This is a genomic window from Microbacterium sp. SORGH_AS_0888 (assembly GCF_030818905.1).
Taxonomy (GTDB): Bacteria; Actinomycetota; Actinomycetes; order Actinomycetales; family Microbacteriaceae; genus Microbacterium.
In genome coordinates this window covers 1,072,660-1,087,405 of record NZ_JAUTAZ010000001.1, presented here as the reverse complement: position 1 = coordinate 1,087,405, position 14,746 = coordinate 1,072,660, and the positions used below count along the sequence as shown (strand labels likewise).

At 72.4% G+C, this 14,746-nt stretch carries 14 protein-coding genes; 12 read left to right on the top strand and 2 right to left on the bottom strand.

The features are described from left to right. Nucleotides 1-127 precede the first annotated feature (127 nt). The 6 genes from fepB (at nucleotide 128) to QE381_RS05355 (ending at nucleotide 6,972) form a co-directional block, all read left to right on the top strand. Entirely contained in the window at nucleotides 128-1,120 is a 993-nt protein-coding gene (fepB, locus tag QE381_RS05380) for a Fe2+-enterobactin ABC transporter substrate-binding protein (protein WP_307216144.1), read from the top strand. A 129-nt stretch (nucleotides 1,121-1,249) separates the two neighbouring features. Then, nucleotides 1,250-2,227 (top strand): iron ABC transporter permease, encoded by a 978-nt coding sequence (locus QE381_RS05375; protein ID WP_307216142.1) that lies wholly within the window; start codon nucleotides 1,250-1,252, stop codon nucleotides 2,225-2,227. Next, on the top strand, nucleotides 2,224-3,303 hold the full coding sequence (locus tag QE381_RS05370; RefSeq protein ID WP_307216140.1) for an iron chelate uptake ABC transporter family permease subunit: 1,080 nt from the start codon (nucleotides 2,224-2,226) through the stop codon (nucleotides 3,301-3,303). The genes QE381_RS05375 and QE381_RS05370 overlap by 4 nt, the downstream gene beginning before the upstream one ends. Beyond that, nucleotides 3,294-4,115 carry an ABC transporter ATP-binding protein gene (locus tag QE381_RS05365; protein WP_307216138.1) on the top strand — a complete coding sequence of 274 codons (822 nt, stop codon included), beginning with the start codon at nucleotides 3,294-3,296 and terminating at the stop codon, nucleotides 4,113-4,115. Before QE381_RS05370 ends, QE381_RS05365 begins: the two co-directional genes overlap by 10 nt. Then, on the top strand, nucleotides 4,112-5,191 hold the full coding sequence (locus tag QE381_RS05360; RefSeq protein WP_307216136.1) for an LLM class flavin-dependent oxidoreductase: 1,080 nt from the start codon (nucleotides 4,112-4,114) through the stop codon (nucleotides 5,189-5,191). Before QE381_RS05365 ends, QE381_RS05360 begins: the two co-directional genes overlap by 4 nt. A gap of 71 nt (nucleotides 5,192-5,262) precedes the next feature. Beyond that, complete coding sequence (locus QE381_RS05355) at nucleotides 5,263-6,972, top strand: long-chain-fatty-acid--CoA ligase (protein WP_307216134.1); 1,710 nt, start codon at nucleotides 5,263-5,265, stop codon at nucleotides 6,970-6,972. A 27-nt stretch (nucleotides 6,973-6,999) separates the two neighbouring features. On the opposite strand, the gene QE381_RS05350 is transcribed toward QE381_RS05355, so the two are convergent. Beyond that, on the bottom strand, nucleotides 7,000-7,641 hold the full coding sequence (locus QE381_RS05350) for a dihydrofolate reductase family protein (protein WP_307216133.1): 642 nt from the start codon (nucleotides 7,639-7,641) through the stop codon (nucleotides 7,000-7,002). Between the two features lie 575 nt (nucleotides 7,642-8,216). On the opposite strand from QE381_RS05350, the gene QE381_RS05345 reads away from it, so the two are divergent. The 5 genes from QE381_RS05345 to QE381_RS05325 all read left to right on the top strand — a co-directional run bounded on the left by QE381_RS05345 (nucleotide 8,217) and on the right by QE381_RS05325 (nucleotide 12,978). Then, entirely contained in the window at nucleotides 8,217-8,420 is a 204-nt protein-coding gene (locus QE381_RS05345; RefSeq protein ID WP_307216131.1) for a cold-shock protein, read from the top strand. 155 nt (nucleotides 8,421-8,575) lie between these two features. After that, the gene (locus QE381_RS05340) at nucleotides 8,576-9,391 is read left to right on the top strand and encodes a shikimate 5-dehydrogenase (protein ID WP_307216129.1); all 816 of its coding nucleotides are present in this window, start codon (nucleotides 8,576-8,578) and stop codon (nucleotides 9,389-9,391) included. 106 nt (nucleotides 9,392-9,497) lie between these two features. Beyond that, nucleotides 9,498-11,552, top strand: a complete 2,055-nt coding sequence (locus tag QE381_RS05335) for a glycosyltransferase family 39 protein (RefSeq protein ID WP_307216127.1) — start codon at nucleotides 9,498-9,500, stop codon at nucleotides 11,550-11,552. 100 nt (nucleotides 11,553-11,652) lie between these two features. Beyond that, on the top strand, nucleotides 11,653-12,261 hold the full coding sequence (locus tag QE381_RS05330) for a DUF1349 domain-containing protein (RefSeq protein ID WP_307216125.1): 609 nt from the start codon (nucleotides 11,653-11,655) through the stop codon (nucleotides 12,259-12,261). 48 nt (nucleotides 12,262-12,309) lie between these two features. Further along, nucleotides 12,310-12,978, top strand: a complete 669-nt coding sequence (locus tag QE381_RS05325) for a hypothetical protein (protein WP_307216123.1) — start codon at nucleotides 12,310-12,312, stop codon at nucleotides 12,976-12,978. A gap of 81 nt (nucleotides 12,979-13,059) precedes the next feature. Here QE381_RS05325 and QE381_RS05320 read toward each other — a convergent pair whose 3' ends face one another. Further along, the gene (locus QE381_RS05320; protein ID WP_307216121.1) at nucleotides 13,060-14,019 is read right to left on the bottom strand and encodes an alpha/beta hydrolase; all 960 of its coding nucleotides are present in this window, start codon (nucleotides 14,017-14,019) and stop codon (nucleotides 13,060-13,062) included. A 104-nt stretch (nucleotides 14,020-14,123) separates the two neighbouring features. On the opposite strand from QE381_RS05320, the gene QE381_RS05315 reads away from it, so the two are divergent. Beyond that, entirely contained in the window at nucleotides 14,124-14,687 is a 564-nt protein-coding gene (locus QE381_RS05315; RefSeq protein WP_307216119.1) for a TetR/AcrR family transcriptional regulator, read from the top strand. Nucleotides 14,688-14,746 lie beyond the last annotated feature (59 nt).

Below are 14,746 nucleotides of genomic sequence, written 5' to 3'. Positions count from 1 at the left end.
GTGAGGTAAGGGCATCCTAACCTTTAGATGAGCCTCCATGCTCCGCGTCGAAGATGCCGCGCCACAGCCCCGCCCCCGGCGGATGACGGCACCGTCGATCAGGTCGGCGGTGCGATGGGAAGGAAACATGTCCTCACAGCGACCACTGCGCCGTCGCCTCACGGCACTGATCACGCTCGCCGTCGCGAGCGCTCTCGCCCTGAGCGGGTGCGCATCGACAGCGGCCTCCGACACGGCCCCCGCGTCGAGCTCGTCGGATGAGGCGGCGTGGCCCCGCACCTTCACCAACGCCGACGGCACCACGACGGAGATCCCGGCGAAGCCCGAGCGCGTCGTCTCGACCGCCGTCTCGGTGACGGGCACGCTGCTCGCGATCGACGCCCCGGTGGTGGCGAGCGGGTCGCAGCTCGGGGGCGTCTGGTTCGACCAGTGGGCCGATGTCGCGACCGAGCGAGGCGTCGCCAACCTGTGGAGCGTCGGCGAGTTCAACCTCGAAGCGGTCATCGCGCAGGACCCCGATCTGATCGTCGTGGCCACCAGCGGACGTGACGCCCTCACCGGGAACGTGGGCGACCTGAGCGCCATCGCCCCGACGATCGTCGTCGACTACGGCGGGCAGACCTGGCAGGACCTCGCGGTCGAGCTCGGCCACGCCACCGGGCTCGAGGCGCAGGCCAAGAAGGCCGTGGACGACTTCGACGCCGTCGTGCGCGAGACGGCCTCGGCGATCACGGTGCCCGAGGGCACGGTCAACGTCATCTCGTTCAACGGACCGGGGCAGGACAACCCGATCGCCCGCGCGGGCGGACCGCACGCCGACCTGCTCGCCTCGCTCGGCTTCCGTGTCGAGGACCCCGATCCGTCGTGGCATACCCAGGCGCAGCAGCGGTCCGACTTCGTCTGGGCGACGTACGAGAACCTGCTGAAGCTCACGAGCCGCACGACCTTCATCCTCTCCGTCGACGACGAGAAGGCGCAGGCGTTCGCCACCGACCCGGTGCTGGCCAATGTGCCCTCGGTCGCGGCCGGCCAGGTGTACGGGCTCGGCAAGAACTCGTTCCGGATGGACCCGTACAGCTCCCGCGAGATCGTGGAGCACGTGAAGGACCTGTTCTCCTGACCCTCTCGCCGCCCTCCGCTCGCGGAGGGCGGCGACCACCCCCTCATGACTGCGCTCTCCTCCTCGCCCTCATCCCTTTCCGCGACGCCCGCACCGGCGCGGCCCCGTGCCCGCCGGCGACTGCTCGTCGTGTCCGTGGCCGTCGCGCTCGGCATCGTCCTGCTCGTGGTGCTCAGCTCGGTCGTCGGAACCCGCATGCTCGGCCCGCTCGATCTCTGGCGTGCGATCACGGCGTTCGATCCCACCGATGACGCCCACCTGCTCCTGCTCAACCGTCGCCTGCCTCGCGCCGCGCTGGCCGTGCTCGTGGGCGCTGCGCTCGGTGCCGCAGGTGTCGTGATGCAGTCGCTCACCCGGAACCCCATCGCCGAGCCGGGCCTGCTGGGGGTGAGCGCCGGGGCGGCCGTCGCGGTCGCCGTGGCGGTCGCGGCGTTCGGGATCGTCACGCCGGTCGCCTACTTCGGCGCGGCGCTGGTGGGGGCGGCGATCGCCGGAACGCTCGTGATGCTTCTGGGCGGCGTCCGTCGAGGGTCCGACCCCGTCCGGCTCGTGCTGGCGGGAGCCACTCTCTCGGTCGTGCTCGGCGCCGTCGCGCAGATCGTGATCGTCAACGGCGACGACCAGATCTTCGACCGTTACCGGGCCTGGGCGGTCGGGTCGCTGGCGGGACGCGACCTGGACGTGCTTCCCGCCGCCGCGGCGTTGATCGGTCTGGGCGTCGTGCTGTCGTTGCTGCTGTCGCGTGCTCTCGATGCCGCAGCCCTCGGCACCGAGACCTCGCGCGCGCTGGGCGCGCGTCCCGCGGCGGTCTGGGCGGCGGCCGGGGTCGCCGTCGTCGTGCTCTCCGGCGCGGCGACCGCGGCGGCGGGGCCCATCGCCTTCGTCGGCCTGACCGCGCCGCACGTGGCGCGCCTGCTCGTCGGCTCCCGTCACGGACGCATGCTGCCGGTCGCGATGGCGCTGGGGGCGGCGCTCGTGCTGATCGCCGACCTGCTGGGACGCGTCGTCGCGCCCCCGGGCGAGGTGGGGGTGGGCATCATGGTGGCGCTCCTGGGGGGACCCTTCTTCGTCGCCCTCGTGCGGCGGCGCCGGATGGCGCTGCTGTGACCGGGATCACGGCCCAGCGCGCACCGGGCGCTCGGCGCGCACTCCGTGTCGGGAACGTGGTCATCCTCGTCCGTCCGCGCACGGCGATCGTCACCGCGGTCCTCGTTCTCGCGGCGCTCTCGGCCGGCGCGACGGCGATCACGGTGGGGACCTTTCCCGTGCCTCTCTCCGAGGTTCCGGCCGGCATCCTCGGCGTGTCGGACGACCCGACGATCGTGCGGGTGATCCAGGGCATCCGCCTGCCGCGCGTGCTGAGCGCGATCGGGGCGGGGGCGGCGCTCGGCATCTCGGGGGCGATCTTCCAATCCCTCGCCCGGAACGCGCTCGGCTCGCCCGACGTGATCGGATTCACCACGGGCGCCGCAACCGGTGCCCTCATCCAGATCGTGCTCTTCGGGGCGCCGCCGACGCAGGTCGCCGCCGGCACGATCCTCGGCGGGCTGGTGACCGCCGGCATCGTGCTGCTGCTCGCACGCCGGGGCGGGGGACTGCCGGGCCGCCAGCTGATCCTCGTGGGAATCGGTGTCGGGGCCATCGCCTCGGCCGTGAACGGTCTGCTGCTCGTGCGTGGCACGATCGATGCCTCGAGCCAGGCCAACCTGTGGCTCTCCGGCTCGCTCGACGCGCGCCAGTGGGGCCATGCGCTGCCCGTGCTCGCCGGGGTCGGCCTCGTGCTGCCGATCGTGCTGATCCTGTCGCGACGCGCGGGCCTCATGGAGCTCGGCGACGACACCGCCGAACAGCTCGGTGTGCGGGTGGAGCGCACGCGGCTCGTCCTCATCGTCTGCGCCGTGGTGCTGGCAGCGCTCGCCACGGCCGCGGTCGGGCCCATCGCCTTCATCGCGCTCGCCGCCCCGCAGCTGGCGCGGCGGCTGCTGCGCAGCGCGGCACCGCCGACGGTGAGCTCCGCGGCCATGGGAGCGGTGCTGCTGCTCGCTGCCGACGTCGTGACGCAGGTGCTGCCGGTCACCTTCGCCGTGCCGATCGGGCGGATGACGGGGGTCATCGGCGGCGTGTACCTGTTGTGGCTGCTCATGCCGAGCCGAGGCTCGGCCGAAGGAAGGGGATGGCGTTGATGTCCGACTCGCTCGCGGCCGAGGGGCTCAGCCTGCGCTACGCCGACCGCGTCATCGTGGACGGGCTCACGGTGACTCTGCCGGAGGGGAGGATCACCGTGATCCTCGGCGCCAACGCGTGCGGCAAGTCGACGTTGCTGCGCGGTCTCGCCCGGCTCCTCAGTCCGTCATCGGGACGGGTCCTGCTCGGCGGGGACGACATCCGGGATCTCGCCCCGAAGGCGCTCGCGCGCCGGGTCGGCTTCCTCCCGCAGGCGGCGTCGGCTCCCGGCGGCGTCACGGTGGCGGAGCTCGTCGCCCGCGGTCGCTACCCGCATCAGCGGCTGCTGCAGCAGTGGTCGCCCGCCGACGCGGACGCGGTGAACGACGCGTTGCGCGCCACGGGCGTCGCCGGCCTCGCCGATCGGCCCATCGACGAGCTGTCCGGCGGCCAGCGCCAGCGCGCCTGGATCGCGATGCTCCTCGCGCAGCAGACCCCCGTGATGCTGCTGGACGAGCCGACGACCTACCTGGATGTCGTCCACCAGCTCGAGGTGCTCGAGCTGTGCCGACGGCTCAACCGCGAACAGGGGCGCACCGTCGTGCTCGTGCTGCACGACCTCGATCAGGCGTGTCGGTACGCCGATCACCTCGTCGTCATGCGGGAAGGCCGCATCATCGACGCCGGCCCGCCGGCGGAGGTGATGTCGGAGCGGCTCGTCGCGGACGCCTTCGGCCTGGAGGCGCTCGTGGTGCCCCACCCCGTGGCGGGAACACCGATGGTCGTCCCCATCGCGCCGCTGGCCCCTGCCGCGGAGGGGGCGATCGCATGAGCCTCGTGACGGGCTTCTCCGCCGCGCCCACCTGGATGCGGGCAGCGGCGTGGCGTCGTGCGGACTCGCGCGTCGAGCATCTTCTGTCCGGGACGCCGATCGTCGAGGCCGTCGTCCGGGCCGAGCGGGCCGGCTTCGACCTCTGCTTCCGCCCGGATGCCCTCACGCTGCCGCGCGAGACGATCGGCCACGACCCCGCGCACCTGGGGCTCGACCCGATCGTGCAGGCGGCCCAGCTCGCGGGGGCCACCAGCCGGATCACCCTGATCACGACGGTGTCGGCGACCTTCACGGAGCCGTATCCGCTCGCTCGGCAGCTCGTGTCGCTGGAGCATCTCGCACCGGGCAGGGTCGGGTGGAACGTCGTGACCTCCCGATCCGGAGACGACCAGTTCTCCGTCGCGCGGCTGCCGGACTCCGCCGCGCGCTGGCGCCGCGCGGCGGAGCTCATCGACGTGGTCGAGGCGCTGCGCGCGAGCTTTCCGGACGGCGCGCTCATCGCCGATCGCGAGAGCGGGACGCTGGTGGATCTCGATCAGGTGCACGGAATCGACCACGTCGGCGAGAGCTTCCGCGTCGCCGGCCCACTGCCCCTGCCGGCGCGCACGCGGGAGCCGCTTCCGCTGCTGGTCGCCGGCGGCGGGGCCGCGACGGTCGCGCTCGCGGCGCGTCGCGCGGACGCCGTGTTCGGCGCCGCGGTCGAGACGGCCGACAGCGTCACGCAGCGGGAGGCCATCCGGGCGGCGGCCGCGGAGGAGGGACGTTCCCGCATCCCGCTGTTCCTCCCGGGGCTCAGCCTGCTCCTCGCCGACACGCGCGAGGAGGCCGTCGAGATCGCGCGTGAGACGTACGAGCCGGGGCGCCGCGCGATCGGCCCGCACTGGTCGGTCGTCGGCACGCCCGCCGATGCCGTCGCATCCATCGCCGCACGTGCCCGTGCCCAGGCGATCGACGGATTCATCGCGTTCCCGATCGGCTCCTGGCGATCGGTGGAGCTGGTGTGCGAGGTCGTCCTGCCGAGGCTGCGCGAGCTGGGGCTCGTCGGTCCCCTGCCCCCGCCGCCGAGCCGTCACTGAACGCGCCAAACGAGGCGGGGATGGCGCGTTCAGCGACGGCTCGGCGGGGAGCGATGACATCATTGCTGCCGATGTCCTCCTATGCCTCACGTCCCTGGCTCTCCGCGTACGCGGAGGGTGTGCCCCACGAGATCGAGCCGGTGACCCAGACGCTGCCCGACATGCTCGCACAGGCCGTCGCGCACCACGGACGCCGCACGGCGCTCGTGTTCTTCGGCGCGACGACCACCTACCGGGAGCTCGGCGACCAGGTCGCGCGCGCCGCGGAGGGGCTGCGCCGGCTCGGTGTCCGGGCCGGCGACCGCGTCGCCCTGGTCCTGCCGAACTGCCCGCAGCACGTCATCGCCTTCTACGCGGTGCTGCGGCTGGGCGCCATCGTCGTCGAGCACAACCCGCTCTACACGGCGTCCGAGCTGCGTCATCAGTTCGAGGACCACGGCGCACAGGTGGCGATCGTCTGGGACAAGTCCGCGGCGACCGTCGCGGGGTTCCCGGCCGCGGTGCGGCCCCGGCGGATCGTCACGGTCGACATGACCGAGGCGATGCCGTTCGGCAAGCGTTTCGCGCTGCGGCTGCCGCTCCCCGCGGCACGGGCCGCGCGCGACAGGCTCAGGGCCTCCGCACGGGTCCGGCGGACCCTGCGGTGGCAGAGCCTCCTCGATCACGGCCGCCTCTCCCGGCGGGTGCCGGGGCCGACGCTGGAGGACACCGCCCTGCTGCAGTACACCAGCGGCACCACCGGAACGCCGAAGGGCGCCATCCTCACGCATCGCAATCTGCGTGCGAACGCGATGCAGGGGCGGGCGTGGGTGCCGGGCCTTCGGGAGGGCCAGGAGGTCTTCGCCGCCGTGCTTCCGCTCTTCCATGCGTACGGTCTGACGCTCTGTCTCACGTTCGCGATCAGCATCGGGGCGCGCATCGTGCTGCAGCCGACCTTCGACGTCGACCTGTTCGCGGCGGCGAACGCCAAGCATCCGACGACGTTCCTCCCGGCGGTGCCGCCGATCTACGACCGTCTGGCGCGCGCGGCGGTCGACGGCGGGCTCGACCTGTCCCGGGTCCGCTTCGCGATCTCGGGCGCCATGAGCCTTCCCGCGGCGACGATCCGGCGCTGGGAGGACGTCACCGGCGGGCTTCTCGTCGAGGGGTACGGGATGACGGAGACCTCGCCCGTGGCGCTCGGGAACCCCATGGGACCCACCCGCCGTGCCGGCACGGTCGGCGTCCCGTTCCCCTCCACCGAGATCCGTGTCGTCGACCCAGACGACACGGCCCGGGACCTGCCGCCGGGTGAGCCGGGCGAGCTCCTGCTGCGCGGGCCGCAGGTGTTCGCGGGCTACTGGAACCGCCCGGCCGAGACGGCGGAGACGCTGCTCGACGACGGCTGGCTGCGCACCGGCGACATCGTCACCGTGTCGCCCGACGGCTTCGTCACGGTGGTCGACCGTCGCAAGGAGCTGATCATCACGGGCGGCTTCAACGTCTCGCCCTCGGAGGTCGAGGAGGTGTTGCGCTCGCATCCCGACATCGAGGATGCCGCCGTCGTCGCCCTTCCGCGTGAGGACGGGTCGGAGTCGGTGGCGGCGGCGGTCGTCGTCCGCGCGGGCATCTCGCTGACCCCGGATGTCGTGCGCGGCTTCTGCCGCGCCTCGCTCACCGCGTACAAGGTGCCGCGGACCGTCGTGATCCTCGACGAGCTGCCGCGCTCGCTCGTGGGGAAGGTGCTGCGACGCGAGGTCAGGGAGCAGCTGATCGCGCGACGGGCCGCGTCCGGAGCCTGAGCCCCCGCGGGCCGCGGGCGCGACCGGTCACCGCCGGAAGGTGAGATGGATCGTGCCGCTCTCGGCGATCTCCGTCGCGGCCTCGTAGCCGGACTCCAGGCCCCGCAGGTCGTCCCAGAGGCGGATGCCGCGACCCAGGAGGATCGGCGCGATCCCCACGTGGAGACGATCGACCAGGCCTGCCGCGAGGAAATCGCGCACGACCGTCGCCCCGCCGCCGACCCGGACGTCCTTCCCTCCCGCGACCTCGAGGGCGCGGTCGAGGGCCTCCTGGGGAGTGGCGCTGAGGAAGTGGAAGGTCGTGCCGTCGGCCATCTCGATCGAGGCGCGCGGCGTGTGCGTCAGCACGAAGACCGGCACGTGGAACGGCGGCTCCTCGCCCCACCATCCGCGCCAGTCGGGGTCGTCCGGGTGATCGTGGAGCCCGAACATCCCCGCCCCCATGATCTCGGCGCCCACCTCGTCGAAGTAGGCCTGCGCGTAGGCGTCGTCGACCCCCGTCGTCCCCGAGCCGGAGTCGTCGTGCAGGACCCGCTCGCGGAACGTGCGGGTGCCGACGTACGCCGAGACGAGTCGGCCCCAGTCGTCGCCGAACGGGTTCTCCGGGGTCTGATCCGTGGTCGTCACGAAACCGTCGAGCGAGATGTTGAGGTCGACACGGACCGCCATGGGCCACCTTCCGATGCGTGCTCCGTGCCGTCGGCACGTGTGGCAGTCACGATATCGGGGGAGCGCCACGCGCACGAGCACGTCCGCGTGGCGGCGTTCGCCCCCGCCGTCGGAGTACGCTATGGTGGATGTCAGGTTGTTGAAGTCGTGTTTCTGCTGGACACCTCGTCCAGACCGGCTCTCGGGTCCGGAGATCGTTCCGGACAGACGTTCATCTCCTTCCTCCGCGTGCGTCGTGTCCGCGGGTACGTGCTCTTCTTGATTGGTTTTTCATCTTTTCCCCCTCGGCTCTTCGAGCTTCTTCCCCCCTCCTCTGGCGGCAGGCCGCCCACGACGTCCACGTCGGCACGAGAGACGGCGACTTCGCCGGCTACGTCGCCGAGGACGCGGGCCGCTTCCTCGCACACGATTCCCGCAGCCGGCTGCTCGCCGCGGCGTCCTCGATCGACGAGGCGCGCGCGCTCGTCGCCGATGCCGGAACCGCGTGTCCGCTGCCCTCCCACACTCCGCGACGGCGACGTCGTCGCGGCCTCCCGGATCACGTCCGTGGTCCCAGACAACGAAGGAATGACGTCATGGCCACTGGCACCGTCAAATGGTTCAACTCCGAAAAGGGCTTCGGCTTCATCGCGCCCGACGACGGATCCGCCGACGTGTTCGCGCACTACAGCGCGATCAACAGCAGCGGCTACCGCAGCCTCGAGGAGAACCAGAAGGTCTCCTTCGACGCCGAGCGCGGCCCGAAGGGCATGCAGGCCGCCAACATCCAGCTGGTCTGACACCCACCGCAGCGGGCGCCCCGCGAGCCTCTGTGCTCGCGCGGCGCCCGCTGTCGCGTTCCGCGGCGCCCCGCGACCCGGGCGACGGTATCGTGAAGGCGCGACGGCCCCGTCGCCGCGAACCGCGCAGACCCACCAGGAGGGGAGCGTCCGACATGCCCGAGCTGAGCAAGGACACCACGCTGTGCATCTCGCTGGCCGGCCGGCCCTCGAACATCGGCACCCGGTTCCACAACTACCTCTACGCCGAGCTCGGCCTCGACTTCGTCTACAAGGCGTTCACGACGACCGACATCGCCGGCGCCATCGGGGGAGTGCGAGCTCTCGGCATCCGGGGCTGTTCCGTCTCCATGCCCTTCAAGGAGGCCGTGATCCCGCTCGTCGACGAGATCGAGCCCTCCGCTGCGGCGATCGGCTCCGTCAACACGATCGTCAACCGTGACGGTCGGCTCGTCGCCTCGAACACCGACTACGAGGCCATCGCGGAGCTCATCGCCCGACACGCGCTCCACCCGGCGTCCGCCGTCCTCGTGCGTGGCTCGGGCGGCATGGCCAAGGCCGTCGTCGCGGCCTTCCACGGGGCCGGCTTCGCCGACGTCACCGTGCTCGCCCGCAACGCGGAGAGCGGTCGCGCGCTGGCCGCCGCGTACGGCTACCGGTGGGTTCCGCAGGATCCCCCGCCGGGTGCGGCGATCATCGTGAACGTGACGCCCCTGGGCATGGACGGACCGGATGCGGATGTCCTCGCGTTCGGCGCGGAGCACGTCGCCGCGGCGCGCACGGTCTTCGATGTCGTGGCCTTCCCGGCCGAGACGCCGCTCATCCGCGCGGCCCGCGCCGCCGGGGTCGAGGTGATCACGGGCGCCGAGGTGATCGCTCTGCAGGCGGCGTCCCAGTTCGCCCGCTACACCGGTGTCACGCCGACGCCGGAACAGATCGTCCGCGCCTCCGCGCACTCGCGCGCCGTGTAGCCGGCGGCCGCGCTCCGAGAGTGCCTCGGGCCGGACCTGGTCGCTCACATCCCGCGGATAGCTCGCACAGGGAAAGCCCCGAGCGGGCGCCCCTACGTTCGCCGTCGTGTCCGAACACGCGACTCTTCCGCGCTGGTGGCGCGAGTCCTGGTGGGCGCGCCTCACGCTCGCCGCCATCCTCCTGGCCGCCATGGTGCTCATGTCCTGGAACCTCGCCCGCGGCGGCGACTTCGCCTTCTATGAGGCGTCCGCCCGATCGATGTCGGAGTCGTGGAAGGCGCTCTTCTTCGGAGCGTTCGACCCGGGCGCGACCGTGACCCTGGACAAGCTGAGCGGATTCGCGGTGCCGCAGGCGCTCAGCCTCCGCCTCTTCGGCGACTCGACGTCCGCTCTCGCGCTGCCGCAGGTCGTCGAAGGACTCGTCACCGTCTGGGCATGCTCGCTCGTGGCCCTGCGCTGGCTCGGCCGTGCGGGCGGGCTTCTCGCCGCGGCGGCCGCCGCCTCGACGCCCATCTTCGTCTCGATGTTCGGGCACCCGATGGAGGACGGCCTGCTGACGATGTCGCTCGCCGTCGCGCTCGTGTGGTGGCAGCGCGCGGCTCTCACGGCGCGCTGGTGGCCGCTGCTGCTGGCCGGGCTGTTCGTGGGGATCGGATTCCAGGCCAAGATGATGCAGGCCTGGTTCCTCCTGCCCGCGCTCGCCCTCGGCACGTTGCTCGCGCTCGGCTGTCCCTGGGGCCGCAGGATCGGGCGCGCCGCGACGGTGACCGGTGCCGCGGTGGTCTCCTCGATCGCCTGGATGGTGGTCGTGGAGCTCATCCCCGCATCCTCACGACCCTTCGTCGACGGCTCCACGAACGACGACGTCTTCGCGATGGTCTTCGGGTACAACGGCATCGACCGTCTGCTGCCCAACGCCGTCGCCGGCGCCGTGGAGGCGGGCGGTGGCGCGGGCCACGGCACGGGCCCGCAGGACTCCTTCGTCAAGCTCCTCGATCCGCTGTACACGACGCAGATCGGCTGGCTGTACCCGGCAGCGCTCGCCGGGATCGCCCTCGGGCTCTGGCGGTGGTGGCCGCGTCGGGCCGCGGCCGCGCGCACCCCGGCCGATCGAGTCGGCTTCGCGAGCGTCGTCACGCTGTCGGTGTGGCTCGTGACGGCCGCGGGCGTGCTCTCGGCCGCGCGCATGCCGCACACGGCATATCTCGCGGCTCTCGGCGTCCAGCTCACGCTCCTCACGGCACTCGCGGCGGCCGAGGGGCTCCGGCTCCGACGCTCCCCGCACGTCGCCGCGCGGTGCGTGCTCCCCGCCCTCATCCTGGTGCAGGGGGTCTGGGGCGCCGTGCTCGCGGCCGCGGGGGAGATGCCGATCGCGCTCGCGGCGCCGATGTACGTGCTGTTCGCCCTCGGCCTCCTCGCTGCCGTCGCCGCGGCCGTGCGCGGGCCGGTCCCGGCCTCTCGTCGCGGGGCGCCCGCGCTCGCCGCAGCCGCGCTGATCGCCGTCGTGGCGGGGCCGGCGCTCTTCAGCGCGCAGGTGCTCGATGCCGCGCGCGACGGCTCGGGGGGTGACGCCTCGGTCGGAGTCCGCAGCGCGGCGGCGCGCTTCGGCGAGGTCTCGGGATCGGAGACCCCGGGCTTCACGATCTCGGCACCCGCGATGTGGGGCGGCGACTCGGCTCTGTCGACGTCGATGAGCCAGCTGCTCACGGACGTCCGCGCGCACGGGGGCGGATCCGACGGCGCTCCGCTGCTGATCACCGATGCGTGGAGCGTGGCGGCTCCCCTCATCGATGCCACCGGACAGGACGTGCTCACCGACGGAGGCTACTCGGGCCAGGCGGAGGTCTTCACGGAGGCGCAGGTGCGTTCGCTCCTCGCCTCCGGGGAGGTCCATCTCGTCGTCGTGAAGGACCATGCCGCGCAGAACGACCCCGTCCGCCAGGCCGTCGACGACGACGCGTGCGCGACCGTGCAGTCCTGGGAGTCCCCCGTGGGCGAGGGGCCGGTCGCGGACCAGTCGTCGCACGAGCAGGTCTCCGTGCGTGACGACGGGGATGCCGCGTCCTCGGCCCGCGCCGGGGTCCGCAGCCGCGACGCCGACGCCGGGTCGCGCGGCGGATCCTCTCAGGCGCTCGGATTCACGCTCTACTCGTGCCCCTGAGCCACGGCCGCGCGCTCGCCGCCCCTGAGCCACGGCCTCCGTCCTCGTGTCCCTGCGCGGCGGGTCGTGAAGCGGCGCACATCTCGGTACGGTCGAAGCCATGGCTCGGACCGGTGACTCAGAGGCGACGCGGCGCATCGACTGGCGAGCGGGCGCGTGGACGCATCCGCCCGTCGCGACCCGAAGGACGCACGACGGCGCGCTCCTGGTCACCGCCGTCGAAGGCAGCGATGCATGGCGTCACACGGCCTACGGCTTCGTCCACGACAGCGAGCACGCCCTCGTGGTCCCCTTCGAGCACGACAGCGCGATGGAGGTCGAGTTCGGCACGCCGTTGACGACGCAGTTCGACCAGGCGGGCATCTTCGTCCGCGCGTCCGACGAGCACTGGGTCAAGGCGGGCATCGAGTTCGCGGACGGGGTGCCGGCGATCGGCGCGGTGGTCACGCACGGTCGCTCGGACTGGTCGGCGACACCGGCTCCGGAGTGGCTCGACCGGCGTGTGACGTTCCGCGTGAGCTGGGCCGGTGACGCGCTCACGGTGCGTGCGCGCGTCGAGGACGCGGCCTGGCAGCTCGTGCGGCTGCTGCCCCTCGACGCGCGGCGCGGCGTGACCGCGGGGCCCTTCCTCTGCGCGCCGACCCGCGGCGGACTCGAGGTGCCGTTCTACGACTGGCGGGTCGGCGCGCCCGACGCCTCGCTGCACTGAGGGGCCGCCCCGCGGTGAACGCATAGCCGCGACGCGCACAGTGGGCGGATGCAGACACGACGCGCGTTCCTCGTCTCGGGCACGGCGGCAGCGGGGCTGCTCCTGGCGGGCTGCGCATCGGGGACATCGCCGGACGTCGCCGCCGAGGGGACGTCGCCGGGCAACGCCGGGCCGCTGGTCATGCTCATCCGCCACGGCGAGAAGCCGGATGACGGTGGGACGCTCGGAGTGCTTCCCTCGGGCGCTGCGGACGACCACTCGCTCACCGTCACCGGCTGGACGCGCGCGGGCGCGCTGGTCGACCTGTTCGATCCGCGCACGGCGGCGGGGCCCGTGCCGGTGCGCACCGGGCTCTCGCGACCCGCGGCCGTCATCGCCGCGAACCCGGCCGGCGCGAGCAGACGGCCGGCGCAGACCGTGGCACCGCTCGCCGCAGCACTGGGTGTCACGCTCGCGACCGATCTGGCCAAGGGGCAGGAGAAGGACCTCGCCGAGCGGCTGCGGCGCGTCACCTCGCCCACGCTCGTCTCGTGGGAGCACGAGGCGATTCCCGCGATCGTCGCGCACCTGGGCGCCGTCGACCCGGCCCCGCCCGACGCATGGCCGGACGATCGGTTCGATCTGGTCTGGTGCTTCGCGCCGAACGGCGGCGGGTCCTGGTCCTTCGCCCAGATGCCGCAGCTCCTGCTCGCGGGGGACCGCTCGACGCCCGCGTAGCGGTGGCGCGTCGCCCGTCGGCGAGGGCGGGTCCGCGTGCCGCCCTCGGCCGGTGCACGGCGCGGGGGCGGCACGGGTCGCTCAGGCCAGCGCCTCGGAGAGGAAGCCCACCGCCTGAGCGACGGCGGCCTTGGCCGCCTGCGTGTCGTGCAGTGCGTTGACCATCACGAAGTCGTGCACGATCCCCTGATACCGCACCGCGGTCGTCGGCACGCCCGCGCGGCGCAGCTTGGCGGCATACGCCTCGCCCTCATCGCGCAGCACATCGGCCTCGGCGGTGATCACGAGCGCCTGCGGAAGGCCGGCGAGCTGCTCGAGGCTGGCTCGCAGGGGCGAGGCGGTGATCTGAGCGCGGTCGGCGTCGCTCGTCGTGTACTGGTCCCAGAACCACCGCATCCCCTCGCGCGAGAGGAAGTAGCCTTCGGCGAACCGGTCGTAGGACTCGGTCTCGAAGGCGGCGTCCGTCACCGGGTAGAACAGGACCTGTGCGGCGAGGTCGAGGCCCCCGCGTTCCTTGGCGAGCAGGGTCAGCGCGGCCGACATGTTGCCGCCCACCGAGTCGCCGGCCACGGCGACGCGGGCGGCATCCAGGTCCTTCGATGCTCCCGTATCGACGATCCACCGTGCGGTCGCCCATGCCTGCTCGATCGCGTGCGGGTAGCGCACCTCGGGCGATCGATCGTATTCGGGGAAGACGACGGCCGCGCCGACCCCGACCGCCAGGTCGCGGACGAGGCGGTCGTGCGTGTGTGCGTTGCCGAACACCCACCCGGCACCGTGGAGGTAGAGCACGACGGGCAGTGCGCCGGTGGCGCCGCGCGGGCGGACGATCCGCACCCGCACCGAGCCGCTCGGGCCACCGGGCACCTCGATCCACTCTTCGTCGATCTCGGGCAGGAAGATCGGGGCGTCCTGCACCTGGTCGACCGCGGCCCGACCCTCGGCGGGCGGCAGCTGATAGAGGAAGGGCGGCTCGCTGGTCGCATCGACGAACTCCTGCGCAGCGGGTTCGAGGGCGAGGGCGTGCGGGTTTCCGGACATGATCGTCTCCCTTTCGTGGGGTGTCGACGCGGTGAGAACGATCGTTCTCACCGTCTTTGGGAACTCTAGAGAACGATCGTTCTCGCGTCAAGTAGACTGTCGACGTGACCGACCTCCGCCTCCGTATCGTCGATGCTGCCGACGCCCTCTACTACAGGAGGGGGATCGGCCAGGTCGGGATGGACGCCGTGCGCGACGCGGCGGGGGTCTCGCTGCGCGCCCTGTACAAGGAGTTCCCCTCCAAGGACGATCTGATCGTCGCGGTGCTCGAGAAGCGCCACCGCATGTGGGTGGACGGCGTGACGACCGCGGTGGAGCGGATCGAGGACGCGCGTGAGCGTCTGCTCGCCGTCTACGACTACCTCGCCGGCTGGTTCGACGAGGCCGACTTCCGGGGCTGCGGATTCATCAACGCCTTCGGCGAGCTCGGCGCCGCCAATGCGGACGTGGCACGCGTCGTCCGTGCGCACAAGTCCGACTTCCAGCGATACGTCGCCGGTCTCGTACGGGACGCCGGGGGGCCGGAGTCGCTGGCGCCCCAGCTCGCGATCCTCGCCGAAGGGGCGCAGACGACGGCGGCGATCGCCGGCACCCCGGATGCGGCGAGTCAGGCCCGGGCGGCGGCCGCGATGCTCATCGACGTCGCGTTCGGAACATCCTCGCACTGACGCAGGTCGCGGGCCATGAGAAAGGTTAGGCTAACCTAAGAACCTCCCCATCTGAGAGG